17 protein-coding genes are annotated in these 20,885 nt (G+C 69.3%); 6 read left to right on the top strand and 11 right to left on the bottom strand.

Annotation, left to right across the window (positions count from 1 at the left end; genetic code table 11):
• The first annotated feature begins 141 nt into the window (after positions 1 to 141).
• Entirely contained in the window at positions 142 to 1,131 is a 990-nt protein-coding gene (locus DX914_RS08220) for a hypothetical protein (protein ID WP_115858504.1), read from the top strand.
• Between the two features lie 123 nt (positions 1,132 to 1,254).
• On the top strand, positions 1,255 to 2,643 hold the full coding sequence (locus DX914_RS08215; RefSeq protein WP_115858503.1) for an MBL fold metallo-hydrolase: 1,389 nt from the start codon (positions 1,255 to 1,257) through the stop codon (positions 2,641 to 2,643).
• 15 nt (positions 2,644 to 2,658) lie between these two features.
• Here DX914_RS08215 and DX914_RS08210 read toward each other — a convergent pair whose 3' ends face one another.
• The gene (locus DX914_RS08210) at positions 2,659 to 3,864 is read right to left on the bottom strand and encodes a low temperature requirement protein A (RefSeq protein ID WP_115858502.1); all 1,206 of its coding nucleotides are present in this window, start codon (positions 3,862 to 3,864) and stop codon (positions 2,659 to 2,661) included.
• A 13-nt stretch (positions 3,865 to 3,877) separates the two neighbouring features.
• Positions 3,878 to 4,234 (bottom strand): DoxX family protein, encoded by a 357-nt coding sequence (locus DX914_RS08205; protein WP_115858501.1) that lies wholly within the window; start codon positions 4,232 to 4,234, stop codon positions 3,878 to 3,880.
• Positions 4,235 to 4,642: 408 nt separating this feature from the next.
• Here DX914_RS08205 and DX914_RS08200 point away from each other — a divergent pair, with 408 nt between their 5' ends.
• Positions 4,643 to 5,968 carry a DEAD/DEAH box helicase gene (locus DX914_RS08200; RefSeq protein ID WP_115858500.1) on the top strand — a complete coding sequence of 442 codons (1,326 nt, stop codon included), beginning with the start codon at positions 4,643 to 4,645 and terminating at the stop codon, positions 5,966 to 5,968.
• 602 nt (positions 5,969 to 6,570) lie between these two features.
• Here the strand turns inward: DX914_RS08200 and DX914_RS08195 are convergent.
• A complete protein-coding gene (locus DX914_RS08195) occupies positions 6,571 to 7,782 on the bottom strand; it encodes a S1 family peptidase (protein WP_115858499.1) in 1,212 nt (403 codons plus the stop codon).
• Positions 7,783 to 8,207: 425 nt separating this feature from the next.
• On the opposite strand from DX914_RS08195, the gene DX914_RS08190 reads away from it, so the two are divergent.
• Together DX914_RS08190 and DX914_RS08185 are read left to right on the top strand one after the other, a co-directional pair.
• The gene (locus tag DX914_RS08190; protein WP_115858498.1) at positions 8,208 to 8,663 is read left to right on the top strand and encodes a BLUF domain-containing protein; all 456 of its coding nucleotides are present in this window, start codon (positions 8,208 to 8,210) and stop codon (positions 8,661 to 8,663) included.
• A 17-nt stretch (positions 8,664 to 8,680) separates the two neighbouring features.
• A complete protein-coding gene (locus DX914_RS08185) occupies positions 8,681 to 9,031 on the top strand; it encodes a hypothetical protein (RefSeq protein WP_115858497.1) in 351 nt (116 codons plus the stop codon).
• Between the two features lie 24 nt (positions 9,032 to 9,055).
• Here DX914_RS08185 and DX914_RS08180 read toward each other — a convergent pair whose 3' ends face one another.
• Complete coding sequence (locus DX914_RS08180) at positions 9,056 to 10,717, bottom strand: CHASE2 domain-containing protein (RefSeq protein WP_115858496.1); 1,662 nt, start codon at positions 10,715 to 10,717, stop codon at positions 9,056 to 9,058.
• Positions 10,714 to 12,294 (bottom strand): FecR family protein, encoded by a 1,581-nt coding sequence (locus DX914_RS08175; RefSeq protein WP_231118180.1) that lies wholly within the window; start codon positions 12,292 to 12,294, stop codon positions 10,714 to 10,716. Before DX914_RS08175 ends, DX914_RS08180 begins: the two co-directional genes overlap by 4 nt.
• A 349-nt stretch (positions 12,295 to 12,643) precedes the next feature.
• On the opposite strand from DX914_RS08175, the gene DX914_RS08170 reads away from it, so the two are divergent.
• Entirely contained in the window at positions 12,644 to 13,051 is a 408-nt protein-coding gene (locus DX914_RS08170) for a hypothetical protein (RefSeq protein ID WP_147300629.1), read from the top strand.
• 69 nt (positions 13,052 to 13,120) lie between these two features.
• Here DX914_RS08170 and DX914_RS08165 read toward each other — a convergent pair whose 3' ends face one another.
• The 6 genes from DX914_RS08165 to DX914_RS08140 all read right to left on the bottom strand — a co-directional run bounded on the left by DX914_RS08165 (position 13,121) and on the right by DX914_RS08140 (position 20,753).
• The gene (locus tag DX914_RS08165) at positions 13,121 to 14,926 is read right to left on the bottom strand and encodes a DUF885 domain-containing protein (RefSeq protein WP_115858493.1); all 1,806 of its coding nucleotides are present in this window, start codon (positions 14,924 to 14,926) and stop codon (positions 13,121 to 13,123) included.
• Between the two features lie 258 nt (positions 14,927 to 15,184).
• Positions 15,185 to 15,976, bottom strand: coding sequence for a queuosine precursor transporter (locus DX914_RS08160; protein ID WP_115858492.1), 792 nt, complete (start codon positions 15,974 to 15,976; stop codon positions 15,185 to 15,187).
• Positions 15,973 to 17,178 carry a PQQ-dependent sugar dehydrogenase gene (locus tag DX914_RS08155; RefSeq protein ID WP_115858491.1) on the bottom strand — a complete coding sequence of 402 codons (1,206 nt, stop codon included), beginning with the start codon at positions 17,176 to 17,178 and terminating at the stop codon, positions 15,973 to 15,975. Before DX914_RS08155 ends, DX914_RS08160 begins: the two co-directional genes overlap by 4 nt.
• A gap of 4 nt (positions 17,179 to 17,182) precedes the next feature.
• On the bottom strand, positions 17,183 to 17,854 hold the full coding sequence (locus DX914_RS08150) for a DUF502 domain-containing protein (protein ID WP_115858490.1): 672 nt from the start codon (positions 17,852 to 17,854) through the stop codon (positions 17,183 to 17,185).
• A gap of 171 nt (positions 17,855 to 18,025) precedes the next feature.
• Positions 18,026 to 20,035, bottom strand: coding sequence for a bifunctional serine/threonine-protein kinase/formylglycine-generating enzyme family protein (locus DX914_RS08145; RefSeq protein ID WP_158549219.1), 2,010 nt, complete (start codon positions 20,033 to 20,035; stop codon positions 18,026 to 18,028).
• A gap of 268 nt (positions 20,036 to 20,303) precedes the next feature.
• Complete coding sequence (locus DX914_RS08140) at positions 20,304 to 20,753, bottom strand: DUF4442 domain-containing protein (protein ID WP_115858488.1); 450 nt, start codon at positions 20,751 to 20,753, stop codon at positions 20,304 to 20,306.
• Positions 20,754 to 20,885 lie beyond the last annotated feature (132 nt).

The raw sequence follows: 20,885 nt of genomic DNA, 5'->3' as shown, positions 1-20,885 counted from the left end.
TCGCATGCCACGTCGAACCATCATCGGCGGAAGAAAAATGTGACGCGTGTCCTGTTTGGGTTCGGGTTCTCGTCCTTCTGGAATGTCGGCGATCGGGTCCACGGGGGGCCCGACCCGCGAATCGAACCAGAGGGGAACACCATGAACAAGTTGATCCTGGCCGCCGGACTGCTCGCGCTTGCGCCCGTGCTGTCGAGCACGGCCGATGCGGCCGGCCGCGGCGCGCGCGGCGAGTTGGTCTATCAGATCGTGAAGAAGTGGGGCCCGCACGTTCAGGAGGCCTATCGCTCGGATATGGGCAGCTGGTCCAAGCAGATGGGGCCGATCTTCGCCAAGGCGCCGATGGATTCGCTGCAGATGGCGGCGGACGCGCGCAGCTTCGACGCCATGAACAATGCCCTGCTGGGGCCGAACGTGGCGGCCAGCAAGGCCGGTGCGGACGTGGCGCCCACGGCGCTGGGCGATGCGGCTACCGATCTGGTATTCGTGCCGGTTTCGCCCTGCCGCCTGTTCGACACGCGTCTGGCCGGCGGTGCGATCGCCGCCAACACCGTGCGCAGCTTCGACGTGACCGCGGTGTCCGACTACAGCTTCCAGGGCGGCGCCGCCAGCAACTGCAACGGTGTCGGCGCCGCCGGCTCGTTCGCCGCGGCGGTGATCAACTTCACCGTGGTCACGCCCGCGGGCGCCGGCTATATCACCGCGTTCCCGTTCGGCGGCACCCAGCCGGTGGCGGCCACGGTGAACTACACCGCCGGCGACATCCGCGGCAACCTGGCCACGGTCGCGCTGGACCAGGGCGCTTCGGCTAACGAAGTCAGCGTGTACACCTTCGCCCAGACCCACCTGGTCGGCGACATCGTCGGTTACTTCATCAATCCGCAGGCGACCGCGCTGCAGTGCGTCGAGGTCGACGGCACGCCGCTCAATCTCGCCGCCGGTGCGGCCGGCAACGCCTTCGCGGGCACCTGCACCGCAGGCTACACCGCGGTGGAAACGCAGTGCCGTCCGTCGATCTTCGGCATGCGCGTGGCCGGCAGCTGGACCTCGCATTGCAATATGGTCAACGACAGCGCCTCGGCCGGTACGGTCACCGCGACCGCCCGCTGCTGCCGGGTGCCGGGCCGCTGAGCCCAGGTCCGTCAGTTTCGTCCGAAGGCCCGCCTCGTGCGGGCCTTCGCTCTTGTGGAGCCTGCGCGCTTGCGCCATGGTGCCGGCTACGGCCGACAGCGGCCGCGCCTTGAGAGCAACGCGATGAGAGTGCATTTCCACGGCGCCGCCGGCGAGGTCACCGGTTCCCTGCACGAGGTCGTCGCCGCCGGCCGCCGCGTGCTGCTCGACTGCGGCATGATCCAGGGCAGCCCGGAAGCCGAGGCGCGCAACGCCGATCCGTTTCCGTTCGACGCCGCCGCGCTCGACGCGCTGGTGATCAGCCACGCCCACATCGACCACATCGGCCGGGTGCCGCTGCTGGTGCGGCGCGGCTTTCGCGGCGCGATCCATGCGCAGGCCGCCACCGCCGACCTGATGCGGATCATGCTGCTGGACGCGGCCCACATCGCCGAAAGCGAGGCCGAGCGCGCCAACCGGCGCCGCGCCCACGGCCAGCCCGAGGCGGTGCCGCTGTACACCGCCGCCGATGTGGAGGCGGCGATGGCGCAGGTGCGGCCGCTGCCCTACGACCGCCGCGAGAACATCCTGCCCGGCGTCGATCTGGCCTTCCGCGAGGCCGGCCACATCCTCGGTTCGGCCGCGGTGGAGCTGTGGGCGGACGGCCGCAAGCTGGTGTTCTCCGGCGACCTGGGCCCCAAGGGCACGCCGATCCTGCGCGATCCGGCGCCGATCGACAGCGCCGACCTGGTGCTGATGGAGTCCACCTACGGCAACCGCCTGCACCGCGACCGCGCCGAAACCATCCGCGAGCTCGGCCGCATCCTCGACGAGACCTGGCAAGACGGCGGCAACGTGCTGATCCCGGCGTTCGCGGTAGGGCGCAGCCAGGAACTGCTGTACTGGTTCGCCAAGCATTGGGACGAGTGGCAGATGTCGCGCTGGCGCATCTTCCTGGACAGCCCGATGGCGGCCAAGGTGGTGGCGGTGTACGACCGCCATGCCGATCTGTTCGACGAGGGCGCGCAGCGGGTCTGGCGCGAGCAGCCCAATCCGTTCCGCCTGCCCAATCTGCGCCTGACCGAATCCAGCGAGGATTCGATCGCGATCAACGCGGTCGAACGCGGTGCGATCGTCATCGCCGGTTCGGGCATGGCCAACGCCGGCCGCATCCTGCACCACTTCCGCCACCGCCTGGACAACCCCAGCACGCGCGTGGTCTTCGTCGGCTACCAGGGCGAGGGCACGCTGGGCCGGCGCCTGGTCGACGGCGCCAAGTGGGTGCGCATCCACGGCCGCGACGTGCGCGTGCAGGCGCAGCGCCATACCGTGGGCGGGCTGTCGGCGCACACCGACCAGCGCGGCCTGATGGAGTGGTACGGCGCCATCAACGGCGGGGCCGGCGCCGACCATCCGCCGCTGGCCCTGGTGCACGGCGAAGATCAGGCGCGCGAAGCGCTGGCCGGCGAGATCGGCCAGCGCTACGGCATCAAGCCGGTGCTGGTGCGGCCAGGGATGCGCTTCGACGTGTGAGCGCGGGCGGCGCCTTCAGTGCGCTGCCGGCCGCGGTTGCGAAGCCCCGCGCCGCAGCGCCAGCCACTCCCACGCCGCCACCAGCACCAGGATCGCCGTGGTGGCGCCGCCAAGGACCAGCGCCGACGGATGCAGGCTCAACGCCAGCGCCGTCAGCGCCGCGAGCAGCGCCAAGCCCGCCAGATGCGAAAGGGGAGGCGTCCGGCGGTCGTTCGTCGTCCACTTGAACAGCGCGTTGCCGAGCAGGTAGAGCGCCGGACCGCCGATGATCGCGGCCATGCCGGCGTTGTCGACGTGACCGGGGTGCATCAACACCAGCTCGTCGGCGACCGCGCAGACGATGATACCGGCGACGATCAAGGGGTGCTGGTAGGTGTAGGCGATGCGCGCCTGCCGGCCGGGGTCGCTGGCGGCGACGATGCGCTGGCTCGCGCGTTCGGCGCCGGTGTCGAAGTACAGCCACCACATCGCCACGCTGCCGACGAAGGCGATCGCGAACGCGCTCACGTGCACCGGGTCCAGCGGCAGCCCGGCGAAGGTGGCGCCGGTGACCAGGATGGACTCGCCCAGGGCGATGATCACGAACAGCGCGCAGCGTTCGGCCAGATGGCCGCCGTCCACGTCCCAGTCGCTGATGCTGGAGCGGCCCAGTCCGGGCACCCAGAAGAACATCCAGGGGCCGGCGAATTCGATCAGCAGTGCGGCCGCCCACCAGGCGAAGCGCGCCTGACCTTCGCTCAGCCCGCCGGCGATCCACAGCGTGGCCGATACCATCAGCCACACCGCGATACGGACGAAGTTGCGGCGCAACTCGCTGCGGTGGCCGCGCAGTGCGTAGACCATGAACAGCGTGCGCCCCACCTGCATGGCCGCGTAGGCGCCGGCGAACAGCAGGCCACGCTCGGCGAAGGCCTGCGGCAGCGAGCTCGACAGCAGCAGCCCGCCCAGCATCAGCGCGAACAGCATCAAGCGCACCGGCGCGCGTTCGGGGTCCAGCCAGTTGGTGCACCAGGAGGTGTAGACCCACACCCACCACACCGCGAAGAACAGCAGCGTGGTCTGCAGCGCGCCGGCCAGGTCCAGGTGCTCGAGCAGGGTGTGCGAGAGCTGGGTGACCGCGAACACGAACACCAGGTCGAAGAACAGCTCCACCATCGTGACGCGGCCGTGCTCGTGGCCGTCGCGGTTGCGCAGCAGGCTGCGGCGGGCGGGCGGGGTCATCGGCCGCTCCCGCTCAGCGCCGCGGCGGGTGGCCGGCGTGCGCGGCCAGCAGCAACAGGCCGCCGATCAGGCCGATGTTCTTCATGAAGTGCAGCAACTGCGCGCTGCGCTCGGCCCCGGCCAGGCTCCAGAACGGGTGCGACAGCAGCGCGTCCACCAGCATCAGCAGGGCCGCGATCAGCGCGGTCCAGCGCAGCTTCCAGCCGCTGGCGATCAGCAGGCCCAGCACCAGCTCGCCGGCGCTGAAGCCCAGGGTGGCCGGCGGGGTCGGCACGCCGCCCCAGGCGCTGAGCAGGCGGTACAGGCCCAGGACGATGAACACGCTGGCCATCAGCGTGCGCGCGACGGTGGCGAGACTGCGGTTGTCCATGGACGCTCCCCTGTCGGATGGCCCCTTTCTACCAGCCCCTGACGGTTCCTGCATGGGGCCTGCGGAGGCCGGAGGGGCGGTCCTGGGCCAGTGCCGGGGGCGGACGGGCTTTTCCCAGCCGGCACAAGAATTTAGCGCTGGCTGTTCGCGCGGTTTTCGCGTAAACTTGCCCTGTTCAGCGCACGGCTGCCTCCCCGCAAGGGGTACGTTTCCCAGGTTGCCCCCCGTGTCGCGCCAGCCCCAGGGCTCGCGGACCGGTCTTTCTCCCGCACGTCTTTCGTAGCGCCGACACGGCCCGGAGCATCCGGCGCCGTCATCCGATTACTCGCAGCGCGGTTTCAGGGAACGCTCCGAGTGACTCCGCGACTTGCGTCGACGGAGCCCAGAACTTTTGGAGCAGTACCCATCATGACGTTCGAAACCCTCGGGCTTGCGCCCGCGTTGCTGCGCGCGCTCGTCGAGCAGAACTACCTCAACCCGACCCCGATCCAGGCCGAGGCGATCCCGCTGGCCCTGGCCGGGCACGACCTGCTGGGCGGCGCCCAGACCGGCACCGGCAAGACCGCCGCGTTCGGCCTGCCGCTGCTGAACCGCCTGTCCAAGCTCACCGCCGCCAACGGCCCGCGCAAGCCGCGCGCGCTGGTGCTGGTGCCCACGCGCGAACTGGCGGTGCAGGTCACCGAAAGCCTGCGCGGTTACGCCAAGCACCTGCGCATGGGCATCAGCGCGATCTACGGCGGCGCCGGCATGGGCCCGCAGGTCGACCTGCTGCGCCGCGGCGTGGACGTGCTGGTGGCCACTCCGGGCCGCCTGATCGATCACCTGGAGCGCGGCACCGCCAAGCTCGACGCGGTCGAAGTGCTGGTGCTGGACGAAGCCGACCGCATGCTCGACATGGGCTTCCTGCCGGCGATCAAGCGCATCCTCAACCGTCTGCCCGCGCAGCGTCAGACCCTGCTGTTCTCGGCCACCTTCGAGGCCGAGATCAAGAAGCTGGCGCTGGAGTTCATGCGCGATCCGCAGCAGGTGCAGGTCGCGGCCAACAACACCATCGCCGACACCATCGCCCACCGCGCCCACCCGGTCGACGGCGGCCGCAAGCGCGATCTGCTGATCCGCATCCTCAGCGAGCGCAGCACCGATCAGGTGCTGGTTTTCGGCCGCACCAAGCACGGCTGCAACCGCCTGGCCGAACAGTTGGAAGACGCCGGCCTGAAGGCCGTGGCCATCCATGGCAACAAGAGCCAGGCCCAGCGCCAGAAAGCGCTGCGCGACTTCAAGGCCAACAAGGCCCGCGTGCTGGTCGCCACCGACGTGGCCGCGCGCGGTCTGGACATCCCCAACCTGCCGCTGGTCATCAACTTCGACCTGCCGATGGTGGCCGAGGACTACGTGCACCGCATCGGCCGCACCGGCCGCAACGGCGCCACGGGCGAGGCCCTGTCGCTGGTCTCGCCGGACGAGGGCGGTCTGCTGCGCCAGATCCAGCGCATCCTCAAGGACGACATCCAGATGGTCACGGTGGCGGGCTTCGAGCCCACCCGTCCGATCCGCATGGGTTCCGACGCGCCGGGCGCGCGCCGCCCCGGCGGTCAGCGGCCGGGCGGCAACAACGGCCCGCGCAAGCCCTCGCACCGCCCGCACGGCAAGCCGGCACCGCGTCACGCCCACGCCGGTGCCCAGCACCGCGGCGGCGGCCGTCCCGGTGGCGGTCAGCGTCGCGAAGGCGCGTAAGCGCAGTCGCAGTCGAAAAAGGCCGGCCTAGCCGGCCTTTTTCTTTGCCTGTTTGTAGGAGCTGCGCAAGCTGCGACCGCGAATCCACACCTACGACGAACGCTTCGGTCTCTGCGCGATGTGCCTTCTGTAGGAGCGGCGTGAGCCGCGATCCGCTCCGAACTCGCGAAGGTGTGTGGGTGTGCTGGTGGAAGCAACAGCAACAGCTTCCGTCCGCAAGCGGCCGGGTTACTTTCTTTTGATAAGCGTCAAAAGAAAGTAACCAAAGAAAAACGCTGCCCCAGAGCTCCCGTGCGAGAGCGGAGTTTGCGCGGGGATTTTTCGATGGCACATCCCTGTGCCAGCGAAAAACGGCGCACCTCCTGTGCGCCGCCCTCCGGGTCTTGTATTGGTGCTGCGAGTTCGGGGCCCGAGCGCGGGTCAAGAGCATTCGCTTCGCTCACCCCCTCACCCTAGCCCTCTCCCGCAAGCGGGAGAGGGGATGCATTCGACGCCGCTTGCTGCTTTAGCCCCTCTCCCGTTCACGGGAGAGGGGTTGGGGTGAGGGCACGCGAAGCTACAAAGCGGCGGCGCAAGTCCGCCTCCCACTCACCGATCCCGCATCACGGGCTAGTACGCAGCGTCAGCGAATACGCGCTCAGGATCGAGTTGATCGGCGTGTAGTAGCTGTTGCCGCCGCCGTTCTTGCCCTGGCGGCCCTTGCAGCTGCCGCTGCCGCCGGACAGCACGCCCTGGGCCTGGCCGACGCTGGTGATGAAGGAACCGCCGGAGTCGCCGCCTTCGGCGCAGGCGCTGGTCTGGGTCAGGCCGGTGACGGTGCCGTCGGGCTGGTTGTTGTCGTCCACGTAGGACACGGTGACGTTCTTGGCGCGGATGGTGCCGCAGCGCCAGCCGCTGGTGCGGCCGGAGCGGCACAGCGCCGCGCCCACCGCGCCCTCGGTGCTGCCGCGCACGGTCACGTCGCCGCTGCCGTAGCCGTAGACGCTGGCCGACAGGGTGTGGGTGCTGTCGACCTTGACCCAGCCGCGGTCCGGACCGGTCTGGTTGCCGTCGGGCATGGTCGAGGCGGCGAACGAGCCCAGCTTCACGCCCGGCGTCCACTGCGAAACCTCGTGATAGACATTTTCGCCGGTGGTGCCGCAGTGGCCGGCGGTGGCGAAGCCCGGGGTGGTGTTCTGGGTGACCGAGAAGCCGACCGAGCAGGCGTAGACATAACCGTCGCCCGGGTCGCGCAGGTAACCGCGGCCGCCCTGGATTGCGATGCGGCGCTGCGGCGCCTCGTTCATGGTTTCGAAGCGCACGGTGCCCACATCGGCGCCGCTGCGCGCGATGAAGTCGATCGCCGCGTCTTCGGCGCCCGGCGCCACGCCCACGATCACGCTGTTGCTGGGCAGGTCCACCGACCAGCTGTACACGCCGCGGGTCGCCCGCGCGTCGCTGCCGAGCTGGCGGTCCAGCAGGCCCTTGGCCGAATCCAGCGAGGCCAGGCTATGGCGCGCCAGGCGCGTCTGCACGCCGGCGGCCTTGGGCGCCTTGGCCGAGGTGCTGGCGACGACGAAGTCGAACGTGCCGTCGGCCTTGCGCTCCAGCCAGGCGCCGGCGTAGTTGCGGCCCAGTTCGCGCTGCAGGGCCTTTTCCTGCTGCGCGGCCTGGCGTTCGGCCTTGAGGTACTGCGCCAGCTGCGGGCCGGACAGGTCGAGGTCGCGCTGCATCGCGGCCTTCAAAGCGGGGGCGAGATCGTCGGCCGCGAAGGCCGAACCGGAAGCTGCCATGGCCACGAGTGCGGCGACGGCCGAGACGCTGAACTTACGCATATCCTGAAGCTCCTTGGACGAGAGTGTTGGATGCGAACTACGGCGGCGATTGCTGAATCGCTCGCGGGGGTCGAGCGTTTCTCACCGCCGCTACTGTTCAGAACGCGGCCAAGTCCGCGCCCCCCTACCTCCCGAATCCGATTGCGTTGCGGATTTGCGTACTAGTCCGTGCTGCTGCGCAGCAGAAATGACGACGAATGCGAGCAATACGCATTTACACGCCAAATATCGCTACACAGTGACGACGAAGGCCACGCCTGCCTCATGTAGGAGCTGCGCGAGCTGCGACCGCGAATCGGCAACTACGACGCATGCTCGGATAACTGGTCGGTGCGTTATCCGCCACGATCAACTTCGCAAGCGAAGTCATCCAGCCGCCAGCCCGCGCCATCTCCCGCACCCATCGCCGTGCTACGTTGCTCCACATGACCGAACTACTCGCCGTCGCCTATCACAGCCGCGCCTCGCGCCCGTTGTCCTCGCTGGAACTGGATGCCCTGCTGGTCGACGCACGCGTGTTCAACGCCGCGGTCGGCGTGTCCGGCGTGCTGTTCCATCACGACGGCCGTTTCTTCCAATACATCGAAGGCGAACCTGCAGGCCTGCATCAGGTCTACGAACGCATCCGCCATGCGCGCGCTCACCGCGACGTGGTCGAGCTTCTGCATGAGCCAGTGGCGAAGCGGCAGTTCGACCGCTGGCACATGGGTTTCTGCCAAGCGCCGGAGAGCACACTGCAGGCCTTGTCCAACGCCGCCTGGACCGAGTCCATGCCGATCACCCGCGACAGCACCGATGTCGGCGAGGGCGTGCGCTTGGTTTTGTACTACTGGAGCAAGTGGCTGGCCGAGAGTCCGGGCGATGCGGTATTGCCGCGCTAACTTAGGTGCGGGGTGCCATGGTTGACTGGGACGCGATCGTCGCGATCGCCGGCGCGGCTGTGGTTTTGGTCGCGGTTGTCTTCGCGCTGCCGTTGATCTACGACTATCGATTCGCCAATGGCCGGGTGGAGGTAGTGCTTTTCGGCAAGATCCCGGTGTATTGGATCGATGGCAGGGACATCGAATCGATCGAGGTCGGCGACTGGAATGATCTTGGGTTGTTCACGGTGCATGCCGGAAATCGCCTGAGACGATCCGGCATCGTGGTGATACGCAGGAAGACGGCCGTTTTATACCAAGTGGCGATCACGCCACGCCACCCGCGAGCGTTCGTCGCCCAAGTGCAGCGTTGGAAGCGCCAGAGCTAGTCGCCGATGCGGCAGCGGGCCGCCTCACTCCACGTCGAACGCCTGCGTAGCCACATAGCCGTTGCGCCCGTTCTCCTTGGCCCGGTACAGCGCCGCATCGGCGGCGTCGAACAAGGTGCGCTCGCGCGTGCGCGGGCCGGGCACGCAGGTGTGGATGCCGATGCTGAGGCTGACCTTGGCGCCGCCCAGGCCGTCGCCATGGCGCAGGTTGAGCGCGCGCATGTCGGCCAGCACGGCCTCGGCGACCTGGGCCGCGCCTTCGGCGGAGGTGTCGGGCAGGACGATGGCGAATTCGTCGCCGCCGAAGCGCGCGGCCAGGTCGCGCGGGCGGCGCGCGTGCGCTGCGATCAGGCGCGCGACCTGACGCAGCACGCGGTCGCCGGCGCGGTGGCCTTCGGCGTCGTTGTAGGCCTTGAAGTGGTCGACGTCGATCAGCGCCAAGGTCAGCGGCATGTGGGTGCGGCGGGCGCTGCCCAGCTCGCGTTCCAGTACATGGTCGAAGCGGCGGCGGTTGGCCAGGCGGGTCAGGGTGTCCAGGTGCGCCTGGCGGCGCCAGTGGCGCAGGTGGCCGACCATCCAGGCCAGGTAGCACAGCACGATAGCGACCACGGCGGTGGCCGGCGCGAACCACAGGTTGCCCAGGCGCAGCAGGAAGATGCTCGCCGCCAGCGTGGCCAGCGCCGCGGCGCTGGCCAGCAGCAGCGCGCGCGGGAATACCGGTGCGAGCAGGCACAGCGCCACCAGGAACACGATGCTGCCGGTGAGCACGCCCTGCCACAGCGGCGCCAGCGGCACGATCGCGCGGCCGTGCAGCAGCATCTCCATGACATTGGCCTGGTACTCGGCGCCGGGCATGCGCAGCTCGCCCGACATGGGCGTGAGGAACGGCGGCGCCAGGCCGGCGGCGGTCACGCCCACCACCACCCAGCGCCCGTGCAGCAGCTCGGCCGGCACGCGGCCGGCGACGACGTCGGCGTAGGACACCTGGGCGAAGCTGCCGGGCGGGCCGGCGTAGCGGATGCGCACGTAATGATCGCGCGTCCACAGATAGGGCGAGCCCTGCGCGGCGTCGGGGCTGCGCAGGCCGGGCAGCGGCCGGCGTGCGTAGGCCGGGTCCAACGAGATCGTGGCCAGCGCCAGCGCCGGCCAGCGCGCTTCGCCCAGGCCGGCGCGCAGGTACAGGCCGCGAGCGGCGCCCTCGGCATCCAGTTCGATGTCGGTATGGCCCAGCGTGGCGGCGGCGTCGGCCAGGATCGGCGTGGGCAGCACTTCCACCGGCAGGCCGTTCTGGCTGGGCGCGGCGGCCAGCACCGGCAGGGCGACGCGGCCGTTGTAGCGCATGGCCTCGGCCAGGCGGTCGTCGTGCGCGACGCCGTTGCGATCGGGTTCGGTGAACAGCAGGTCCATGGCCACGCCGTGCACGCCGGCATGGGCCAGGCGTTCCAGCAGTTCGGCATGCAGATCGCGCGGCCACGGCCACTGGCCCAGCTCGCTCAGGCTCTGGTCGTCGATGGCGACGATGACCACGTCGTCGTCGGGCGGGTAGGTCCAGGCGGCCAGATGCTGGTCGTAGAAGGCGTCGTCCAGGAACCAGAACGCGCCGTACACGCTGATCAGCGCGGCCAGGCCGGCGGCCGCCAAGGCGATGGCGATCCGCAACGGCCACGACGGCGCAAAGGCGTTCACAACACCAGCAATAGCACGAGCGCGCCGGCACCGGCATAGCAGACGCGGCAGGGCAGGCGGATTTCCTGCACCGGACCGTAGGGCCCGGCGTAGCCATCGTCCTCGATCGGGCGCACCCGCACGTACCAGCGGCCACCGCCGGGGCGGTCCAGGCTCACCTGCGGCGTGTCGACTTCGCGGTCCAGCAGCGGCTGGGCGAAGTCGCGCTTGCGCGCGATCTGCACCTGGAAGCGCTGGCCCGGCGCGGCGTCCTTCCAGCGCAGGGTGAGCTGGCCCTGTTCGGCCTGCGGCGGTTGCAGGCCCGGATCGGGCGGGGCGTCGCTGACGTCGAAGGGCAGGGCATCGCCGTAGGCGCCGCCGCGGCCGGCGGCGTCGCGCGCGGCCACGCGCCAGTAGTAGCGACCCGGCGGCAGGTCCTGCGCGGCGCGGTAGCGCGTGCCTGACACTGCGGTCTCCGCGCGCAGGCGTTCGAACCCGGGATCGTCGGCCAACTGCAACAGTGTGTCGGCGGCGCCCGGGCTCAGCGTCCATTCGAAACGCGGACGCGGCGCGTACAGGGTTTCGCCGTCCAGCGGGCGGATGGTCAGCGGCGGCGGCAGCGCGGCCAGTTCGAACACGTGCTGCGCGTCGCTGCCGCCCAGGCCGTTGCCGGCGATGGCGTGCAGCAGTACGCGGTGGCGGCCGGCGGGCAGGGCGGGAATGCGCAGTTGGGTGTCCTGGGTGCGTGCTTCGAACAGCTGCACTTCGGGCGCATCGTCGCGCACCACCTCCACGCGGTAGGCGACCGCGCCGTCGGTGCGCGCCCAGGCCAGGGTCAGCGGCAGCGCGTCCAGGCGGCTGCGTGCCGCATCCAGGGTCGGCGCGGGCAGCAGCGGCACGGGCGCCGAGGTCGCGGCGCCGGCGCGGGCGATGCTGCCGTAGCCGGGACGCAGCAGCACGCCGGCGCCCTGGCTGCCGTCCACCTGCACCTTGCCTTCCAGCACCTCGGTGGCGGCGGGCTCTTCGTTTTCGCCGGCGCTCACGCGGAAGTGGGTGCCGCGCACGCTGGAGGTCGCCGACGGGGTTTCGATGATGTAGCGCGATGCGGGACCGCGCGCCGGGATCACCCGGTTGGTCGCGCGGCCGCGCTGCAGGCGCATGCGCGTGTCGACCATGCCGGTGCGGCCGTAGGTGCTGAGCCGGTCGAAGACGATGCGGCTGTTGGCCATCAGCAGCAGGCGCGAACCGTCGGCGAATTCCAGGGTGGCGCTGGCGCCGGCGCCGGTTTCGATCCAGCCTCCGATGCCCAGGCGCAGGCCTTCGCTGGCCGCGGCCACGTCGCCGCGTGCCGACACCTGCGCGCGCACCTGGCCGCGCAGTGCGACCAGGGTCGCCTTGGCAGGCTCGATGCGCAGCCACGACACCGGAAAGCGCAGCAGGCTGCCCGGCGGCAGGCGATAGGGATCGTCGACGCGATTGAGCCGCTGCAGGCGGCGCCAGTCCACGTCCGGGCGCAGATGGCGCGCGCTCAGATCCCAGAGGTTGTCGCCCGGGCGCACGCGGTAGCTCCATTCCTGCGCATAGGCGGGAACGGACACTGCGACTAGGAGCAGGAAGGCGGCGAAGAAACGGCCCGCTGCACGCCAGCGACGGGCGTGATGGGGCGGCACTGCTAAGTCGAACATCCGTCTTCCGTGGCTGGCGATGGCGGGCTGAGGTAGGCGTAGTGCGACACGATTTGTGACGCGTTAAGCAGTAATTATGAGGCCTGGGTGTGCCAATTGGCGATTTTTTCGCCGATTCAGCAATGTGATGGACGAGCGCGCCAGCATCCGTTCAGGCTGGAGGCGGGCCTGGCCTGCCTATGCTGTGGCCACGGCGGTGGCCGAGAGGCTGCTGGCGCATGCGCGCCCATGCGTTGCCGCCTCTCACACGGAGTCTTTCCTCATGTCCGCAACCGCTCTCATGCCCTTCCCACGCCGCGCGGCCCTGGCCGCCGCGCTCTGCGCCGGCCTGCTGCTCGCTGGCAGCGCCCTGGCCGAACGCGTCGCGTTCAAGCCCGGCGCCAACGCCGCCACCCTCAGCGGCAGCCTCGGCGACAGCCGCGACTACGTGCTCGCGGCCAAGGCCGGGCAGACGCTCACGGTCAGCCTCAAGGGGTCCACCAACGCCTATTTCAACGTGCTGCCGCCCGGCAGCCAGGAAGCGCTGGTCAACAGTTCCATCAGCGGCGAAAACCGCTGGAGCGGGCGCCTGCCGGCCAGCGGCGACTACACGGTGCGCGTCTATCAGATGCGCGCGGCCACGCGTCAGGGCAAGAAGTCGAACTACACGATCAGTTTTTCGATCAAGTAAGCCGCGGCGGCAACGGGCAAAGAAAAAGCCGGGCATCGCCCGGCTTTTTCATCAGGCTGCGCTATGCGCTCAGCCCTTCTTGCTGGCGATCCAGCGGTCGATCTTCTGCTGCAGCACTTCCAGCGGCACCGAGCCGTCCTTAAGCACTTCGGCGTGGAACTCGCGCACGTCGAACTTGGCGCCCAGTTCCTGCTGGGCCTTGCGGCGCAGCTCCTGGATCTTCAGCTCGCCGATCTTGTAGGCCAGGGCCTGGCCCGGCCAGGCGATGTAGCGCTCGGCTTCGGCGGTGGACTGGGTCTCGCTCTCGGCCGAGTTGTCGAGCATGTACTTGATCACCTGCTCGCGGGTCCACCCCTTGCTGTGCAGACCGGTGTCGGTGACCAGGCGAATCGCGCGCCACAGCTCGTTCTGGAGATAGCCGAAGTAGTTGTAGGGATCGGTGTACACGCCCAGGTCCTTGCCCAGCGACTCGGCGTACAGGCCCCAGCCTTCGATGAAGGCGGTTTCGCCGCCGAAGCGGCGGAAGGCCGGGATACCGGTCAGTTCCTGCTGCAGGGCCAGCTGGAAGTGGTGGCCGGGGATGGCTTCGTGCAGGTACAGGTCCTCGGCGTCCCAGGTCTTGCGCGTGGGCAGGTCGTAGGTGTTGACGTAGAACACGCCCGGACGGCTGCCGTCCTCGCTGGGCGAGCGGTATTCGCCGCCGGCCGCGGACTGGGCGCGGAAGGGCTCGACCGCGCGGATCTCGAACGGCGCCTTGGGCAGCAGCGAGAACTGCTGCGGCACCTTGAGGTTGATCTTGGCCTCCAGCGCGCGGTAGTGCTCCAGCAGCGCTTCCTCGCTCTTGAAGCTGAAGCGCGGGTCGGTCTGCATGAACTTGAAGAAGTCCTGCAGCGAACCCTTGAAGCCCACCTGGGCCATGATCTTGCGGATCTCGCCGTGGATGCGCGCGACCTCGTCCAGGCCGATCTGGTGGATCTGCGCCGGGCTCAGATCGGTGGTGGTGCGCTGCCGCGCGTTGAAGGCGTACCAGGCCTGGCCGTTGGGCAGCTTGTCCAGGCCCACGCTGTCGCGCGTGGCCGGCAGGTATTCGTCGTTGATGAAGGCGCGCAGCTTCTTGTAGGCCGGCATCAGCCGGTTGGCGATCATCTCGCGGTAGGCCGCGGTCAGGCGCTGCTTGTCGGCGTCGGAGAAGTCCTTGGGCAGGTCCTTGATCGGGCCCCAGAACAGGGTGTCTTCGGGCTTGTCCTTGATCAGCGCGTCCAACTGCGGGATCACCTTGACCATCAGCGCGCGCGGCTGGACCACGCCGGCCTTCATGCCTTCGCGCATGTTGGCGATGGAGGTGTCGAACAGCACCGGCAACTTGTTGCCGCGTGCCAGCCAGTTGTCGTAGTCCTGCACGGTCTTGAACGGCTGCGCGCTGGTGCCCGAACCCATCTGCGCGGCGAAGCTGGGGATGCTGCCCATCTGGTTGACGGGCATCATCCAGTCGGGGAACTGCTCGCCTTCCAGCGAGCTCTTGGCTTCGCGCACGAACGTCTCGAAGCTCAGCAGATCCTGGCCCTGCAGGCCGGCCGGGCCGATGTCCTGCACGGTCTTGAGCCAGCGCACGGTGAAGTCGTGCGACTGCTTGCGATATTCGGCGCTGCCGAAATCGGGCAGCTGGTCGTTGTAGCGGTTGTCGCCCTGGAAGGTGGCCTGCACCGGGTTGAGCTTGAGCGTCTCTTCCCAGTACTGCGCGTACAGCGCGGTGAGCTTGGCGGCCTTGGCGGAATCGGAAGCGACCGCCTTGGGCGCGTCGGCGGCCACGGCGGGCGCGGCCGTCGCGGCGGCCAGGGTCAGGGCGAGTGCTAGGGCGAGCGGACGCAAGGTCATGGGGGTTCCCCGGAGGATGAAGCCGCCAGCATGGCCGAGGGGCTTGCCGCCCGCCCCGGTCGGAAGTCACGGGTGAATGGGCGTGTGCTGCAAATCTAAGGGCATTCGCGCTGCGCGCTCATCCCCTCACCCTAGCCCTCTCCCGTGAACGGGAGAGGGAACCCATCCGACGCCGCTGGTCTTAGCCCCTCTCCCGCTTGCGGGAGAGGGGTTGGGGTGAGGGCACGCGCAGCGCCAACCTCGCGCCGCGACTCTCACTTAGGCCGCCGCTTCCTCACGCAACTGATGCGCACGCGCCTCACCCAAGTAGCGCACGATCGCCGCCCGCACCAAGTAGATCAGCGGGATCATCGCGAAGGCGGCCAGCATCTTGTAGGCGTAGTTGACCGTGCTCACGGCCAGGAACAGCGAGGTTGGCCACTTCTGCGGGCCCAGCACGAAGGCGATGTACAGCACCACGAAACTGTCGACCAGCTGCGATACCGCGGTGGAGCCGGTGGCGCGCAGCCAGATGTGCTTTTCGCCGGTGGCGTTGCGGATGCGGTGGAACACGGCGACGTCGATGAGCTGGCCCAGCATGAAGGCCACCAGCGAACCGGCGATGGTCCACAGGCCCTGGCCGAACACCGCGGCGAACGCGGCCTGGTAGTCGGCCACGCCCTGGGATTCGGCGGCCTTGACCCACCAGCCGGCCGGCGCCAGGGAGATCGCCGCGAAGGCGAAGACGAAGCCGTACACGATCAGCATGGCCGCCAGCCACGAGATCGTGCGCACGCCGCGGCGGCCGAAGAACTCGTTGATCACGTCGGTCATCAGGAACACCACCGGCCACAGCAGGGTGCCGGCGGTGAAGCTCAGCGAGCCGCTCTGGCCGAACAGGTTCCATTGCAGCGGCGCGATGCCCAGAGTGTCTTCCAGGGCGAAGATCTTGACCCCGATGAACTCGGCCAGCACCGCGTTCACGCAGAAGAACGCCGACAGCACGATGAACAAGCGCAGCGCGCGGTCGTCCAGGGTACGTGCGCCGATGCCGGCCACCGGTGGGTTCATCGCTTGGGCCTCACGTAATAGATCACGCCGTACTTGTCGTCGGTGAACAGGAACGCGTCCCGGCCCATGCGCAGCACGCCGCAGGGGCGGCCGTTGACCTTGCCGCCGTCGAGGAAGCCGGTGATCAGGTCGGCGCTGTAGCGACCGTCGGCGTTCACGCGCACCAGCTTGTAGCCGTGGCCGATCTTGGCGTTGGTGGAGCCGTGCAGGGCGACCACGTACTGCTCGCTCAAGGCGTCGCCGCCGGCCGGGAACCAGTCCACGCCCAGCGCCGAGGCGTGCGCGGGAAACCAGCCGAACGCGCGCGGCACCTTGCCGCAGCCGGCCTTGCGCGGGAACTTGGGATCGGCGTAGACCTTGCCCTGGCTGTGGTAGCAGTGCGGCCAGCCGTAGTCGGCGCCGTCCTCGAGCTTGAAGAAGGTTTCGTCGGGCTTGTCGTTGCCCAGGTGGTCGGAGCCCTGGTTGGTCGCGATCAGGCGGCCGTCGTGGGCGATCAGGCCCACCGCGTTGCGCAGGCCGCGCGCGTACACGCGCGCGCCGCTGCCGTCGGGGTTGTATTCCATCACCGTCGCGCGCACCGCTTCCTTCTCGATGCAGGCGTTGCAGCTGCTGCCCACCGACACGTACATCTTGCCGTTGTTGAAGGCCACGGTGCGGGTGAGGTGCCAGCCGCCGTACTTGTAGCTCAGGCCGTAGTCCGGATAGGTGGCCAGCACCTGCGCCGGCGAGGACGGCGCCACGTCGCCGGCCTGGTAGCGGTAACGCACGAGCTTGTCGGTCAGCGCCAGGTACAGCCATTGCTGGCCTTGCGCGTCGGTGTAGAAAGCCAGGTTGTTGGGGTTGCGCTGCTCGCTGAGGTAGGTGTGGACGCGGGCGAACTTGGCTTTTTTCTCGTCCCAGCCGTCCAGGATCAGCACCCGGCCCTTGCGGTTGTCGCTGAGGTCGCGCATGTCGGTGAGGAAGATGCGGCCGTCGGGGCTGCGGGCGAAGAAGCGGATGCGCTTGTAGCCCTGCGCCACCGGCAGTACTTCCAGGTTCGCCGGCAGGGTCAGCTTGAAGCTGCGGCCGTCGTCGAGCTTGACCGTCTGCGGCAGCAGGGCCACGGCTTCGGTCGCCGTAGCGGGCAGGGCCAGCAGCGCGACCAGCAGCGCGCAGGCGGTGCGGCGGAACAGAGAAAGCGGCGTGCGTCCGTGCAGGTTCATGGGATCAGTTCGCGGGCTGGGCGTCGTTGGCGACGGGAACGGAGAAGGGAATGCTCTCGGGCGACACCGCGCCGCCGGAGATGATGAAGCTCATCGCCTGGTCCACGGTCCAGTCGGTGGGCGTGATCAGTTCCACCGGCACGATTTCCAGGTAGCCGGAGGTGGGGTTGGGCGTGGTCGGCACATAGACCGCCGCGAGTTCGCGGCCGGTGCCTTGTTCCTTGAGCACGCGGGTGACGAAGCCGATCGACTTCATCTGGGTGTGCGGGAAGTCGATCAGCACCACGCGCTGGGTGCCGTCGGGCTTGGTCTGCAGGATGTCCAGCAACTGGCGCGCGCTGGAGTAGATGGTGCTGGCCAGCGGGATGCGCTTGATCAGCGCTTCGAAGCCGCGCAACACGGTCTGGCCGAACACGCGCCGGGCCATCACGCCCGACAGCAGGATCACGCCCAGGGTCGCGGCCAGGGCGATGCCGGTGGCGACCCAGGATTCGGTCAGCCAGCCCAGCGCCTGCGGATTGGTCGCGGCCAGGTTGGCCAGCAGCGGGTCGATCAGCGGCCGGCTGGTGTCGGACAGCAGCACGAAGACGAACTTGACCACCACCCAGGTCAGCCAGATCGGCAGCAGGGTGAGCAGGCCGGTGAGGAACAGGCGTTGCAGGTTGGACATGCGCATGGCGCCAGATTGTAGGCGAGCGCGGGCGGCGGTGCGGCTTGACGATCGGACTTTGGGGTAGGAGCGGCGCAAGCCGCGACCGATGGACGGCCAGACTTCGTTGTCGACGCGCAGGTCGTTGGTTCGCGGTCGCGGATTACGCCGCTCCTACCCCAAGGCCGGAGCGGCGGCCTAGCGTTCGCGCACCAGGCGGAAGCCGACGTCGTCGTAGCCGCGCGCGGCGGTCAGCGGGCGCTGGCCCTGGGCGCTGCGCCAGGAAGCGCCGGCAGCCTGGCGCTGCAGGCAGTTGCGGCCGCAGTCGCGCAGCCACATCGACAGCGCGCGGCCGCCGGCTTCGGCGCTCTGCGCCTCGGCTTCGGCTGCGGTGGGCAGGCGGTAGCGGCGGCCGGTCTGTTGGCTGTACCACTGCGCATAGGCCTCGGCGTCGGCCTGCGACACGCACACCACCGGCTCGCCGTCGGACTGCTTGAAGCCCGGGCTCTGCCAGTTGCGCGGCGCCAGCACGCGCAGCAGCGAGGCGCGTTCGCGGCACAGCGCCGGTTCGCGGTTGCTGGCGCTGGCGAAGCGCGCGTACTCGGCGCGGCTGACCGGGCGCGGACTCAGGGCCACGGTGATGCGGCCGTTGTCCTGGCTCAGGCTGCCCACGGCCACGGGCTGGCCGGGCAGGCCGCCGCCGATCGCGCGCGCCTGCGCCAGCAGCTTGGCGGTGTTGGCCTTGGGCAGGCCCAGTTCGGCGGCCAGGGCGGCGGCGCGTTCGGCGTCGGCGCGGTCGTTGCGCTTGGCGTCCAGTTCGATGCGCGCCTGCAGCGCGGTGCCGGCGCGTTCGCGCAACGCGCGCATCGCGGACGAATCGGCGTTGCCGGTCTGCTGCGCCAGCGCGGTGGCGTTGACCAGGTGTTCGCGCGCACGCTGGTCGTTGCGTTCGCGCACGGCCAGCGCGATCTGCTCGGCGAAGGCCTGGGTGAGTTCGGCCACCGCGGTGTGCACCTCGGGGCTGGTGCTGTCGGCATGCCAGGCGGTGAGCAGGCTGTTGTAGGCGTTGCCGTCGGCGGGCGCGGTCAGCTTGCCCTGGCGCAGGTAGCGGCGCGCTTCTTCCAGCGAGCGCTGCAGCGGCGCTTCCGGCAGCGGCGCCATCATCGCCGTGGTGGGGTCGTCGCCGCCGGCGGCCGGGGTAGCGACGGGCGCGCCCTCGACACGGAAGAAGCCGTCGTCCTTGGCGCTGCTCAGGCCGAAACCGACGGTGACCACGGCCACCGCGACCACGGCCAGGCCGGCCCACAGCGGCATCGCCCACTGCCGCAGCTTGCCGCCGCGCGGGATCAGCCGCTTGATCGCGTGGACCACGCCGCTGCGGTGGATGTCGGCCAGCCACTGGCGCATCTCGGCCGCGTCCTGGAAGCGGTGGCCGGGCTGCTTGGACAGGGCGCGGTTCATGAAACGCTGCCAATGGCGCAGGTGCTGCGGCAGCTTGGGAATCGGGTCTTGCGCGTGCATCACCGCCATGGACAGCGCGTCGGGCGCCTCGAACGGCAGCCGGCCGGTGAGCATTTCCCAGCCCAGCACGCCCAGGCTGTAGAGATCGGCGCGGCCGTCCACGTCTTCGCCGCGCGCCTGCTCGGGTGCCATGTAGGCGGTGCTGCCCACGGCCAGGCCGGCGGCGGTCACGCGCGGGCCGAAGCCGCGGCGCAGGGCGATGCCGAAGTCGGCCAGCAGCGGCCGTTCGCTGTCGTCGAACAGCACGTTCTCGGCCTTGACGTCGCGGTGCACGACGCCGCGCGAATGCGCGTAGTCCAGCGCCGACAGCAGCGTCTCCATGATGGACACCACGCGCGGCTCGTCCTTGCTCAGATCGCGCTGGCCCAGGTGGCCGCGCGAGAGGTAGGGCATGGCGTAGTAGGGCAGGCCTTCGCGGGTGCGGCCGACTTCGTGGATCACCACCACGTGCGGGTGTTCGAGGCGGGCGATGGTGCGCACTTCGTTTTCGAAGCGGCGGCGGCTGACCTCGTCGGACAGCGCGGTGGGCAGCATCACCTTGATCGCGACTTCGCGCGCCAGCCCGATCTGCTCGCCCAGATACACGGTGGACATGCCGCCGTGATTGATGACGCGGCGCAGGCGATAGCCGGCGATCTCCGGCAACGGCGCCTCGTTCTCGTGCTGGTTCGATGTAGACCTGGACATCGCGGCCCCCTGTCGCGAGTGCCCAGCATACGCTCGCGCGCGCCGGGACTGACCACACATTCGTCACGCAAAATACGTGAAGACGCCCCATCCATTGGTGCGTACGCCTATTGTGCCTTGCTTAGGCGGCAATTCGACACAGTAGGCACAGAGGTTCCGCAGTTTTACCGCGGTGGCCGTGTCGGCATTGGACCCGCAGCGTCAGATTGCGCCGCCGTCGGTCTTCACATCTGTGACAGCGCGCGATGGCGGCGGCGCTGTAACGGCGTCAGCGGCCGGGTTTGCGCCGCACGTACAGCTGCTTGCGCACCCGCGCCACCACCTCGCCCTGGCCGTCGATCACGTCGGTGTCGAACCAGCGCAGCGTCTTGTCGCCGTCCTGCGTGGCCAAGCGCAACTCGTCCAGCACCGCGTCGCCCAGTTCGAAGTGCGCATGCACGGTGCCGCGGCCGGGCTTCACGAATTCGATGCTGCCGGCCTTGTCCCAGACGATGTAGTCGCGACCCAGCGCGTTGAGCGCGAGCAGCATCCAGAACGGATCGGTCATCGCGAACAGGCTGCCGCCGAAGTGGGTGCCGACGTAGTTGCGGTTCCACGGCCGCATGCGCAGCTCGACGTGGGCGCGGCGGTAGTCGGCGGCGATCTCGCGCACGCGCACGCCGCTGAACAGGAACGGCGGCCACAGGTTGAGGCCGAGTTTCAGGGTGCTGGCTTTCATGCGCGGGTGCGGCGGAGTGGGGTGCCTAGCCTGCCATACGCATGCGTATAGTCAAGCGGCGGCGGTGCTGGACAATGCTGCGTCGCGCATTCCATGGCGCGTTACATATCCACGCCCCGTCATTCCGGCGAA

Origin of the sequence: Lysobacter silvisoli (assembly GCF_003382365.1) — a bacterium.
In the GTDB taxonomy this organism is placed as follows: domain Bacteria; phylum Pseudomonadota; class Gammaproteobacteria; order Xanthomonadales; family Xanthomonadaceae; genus Lysobacter; species Lysobacter silvisoli.
Note: the sequence above shows the minus strand (reverse complement) of the source record. Positions and strands in the feature narration are given on the sequence as shown.

Bases quoted from the DNA above. Each gene is read 5' to 3' on its own strand.
- DX914_RS08220 (WP_115858504.1), top strand. From the start codon at position 142: ATGAACAAGTTGATCCTGGCCGCCGGACTGCTCGCGCTTGCGCCCGTG.
- DX914_RS08215 (WP_115858503.1), top strand. From the start codon at position 1,255: ATGAGAGTGCATTTCCACGGCGCCGCCGGCGAGGTCACCGGTTCCCTG.
- DX914_RS08210 (WP_115858502.1), bottom strand. From the start codon at position 3,864: ATGACCCCGCCCGCCCGCCGCAGCCTGCTGCGCAACCGCGACGGCCAC.
- DX914_RS08205 (WP_115858501.1), bottom strand. From the start codon at position 4,234: ATGGACAACCGCAGTCTCGCCACCGTCGCGCGCACGCTGATGGCCAGC.
- DX914_RS08200 (WP_115858500.1), top strand. From the start codon at position 4,643: ATGACGTTCGAAACCCTCGGGCTTGCGCCCGCGTTGCTGCGCGCGCTC.
- DX914_RS08195 (WP_115858499.1), bottom strand. From the start codon at position 7,782: ATGCGTAAGTTCAGCGTCTCGGCCGTCGCCGCACTCGTGGCCATGGCA.
- DX914_RS08190 (WP_115858498.1), top strand. From the start codon at position 8,208: ATGACCGAACTACTCGCCGTCGCCTATCACAGCCGCGCCTCGCGCCCG.
- DX914_RS08185 (WP_115858497.1), top strand. From the start codon at position 8,681: ATGGTTGACTGGGACGCGATCGTCGCGATCGCCGGCGCGGCTGTGGTT.
- DX914_RS08170 (WP_147300629.1), top strand. From the start codon at position 12,644: ATGTCCGCAACCGCTCTCATGCCCTTCCCACGCCGCGCGGCCCTGGCC.
- DX914_RS08165 (WP_115858493.1), bottom strand. From the start codon at position 14,926: ATGACCTTGCGTCCGCTCGCCCTAGCACTCGCCCTGACCCTGGCCGCC.
- DX914_RS08160 (WP_115858492.1), bottom strand. From the start codon at position 15,976: ATGAACCCACCGGTGGCCGGCATCGGCGCACGTACCCTGGACGACCGC.
- DX914_RS08155 (WP_115858491.1), bottom strand. From the start codon at position 17,178: ATGAACCTGCACGGACGCACGCCGCTTTCTCTGTTCCGCCGCACCGCC.
- DX914_RS08150 (WP_115858490.1), bottom strand. From the start codon at position 17,854: ATGCGCATGTCCAACCTGCAACGCCTGTTCCTCACCGGCCTGCTCACC.
- DX914_RS08145 (WP_158549219.1), bottom strand. From the start codon at position 20,035: ATGTCCAGGTCTACATCGAACCAGCACGAGAACGAGGCGCCGTTGCCG.
- DX914_RS08140 (WP_115858488.1), bottom strand. From the start codon at position 20,753: ATGAAAGCCAGCACCCTGAAACTCGGCCTCAACCTGTGGCCGCCGTTC.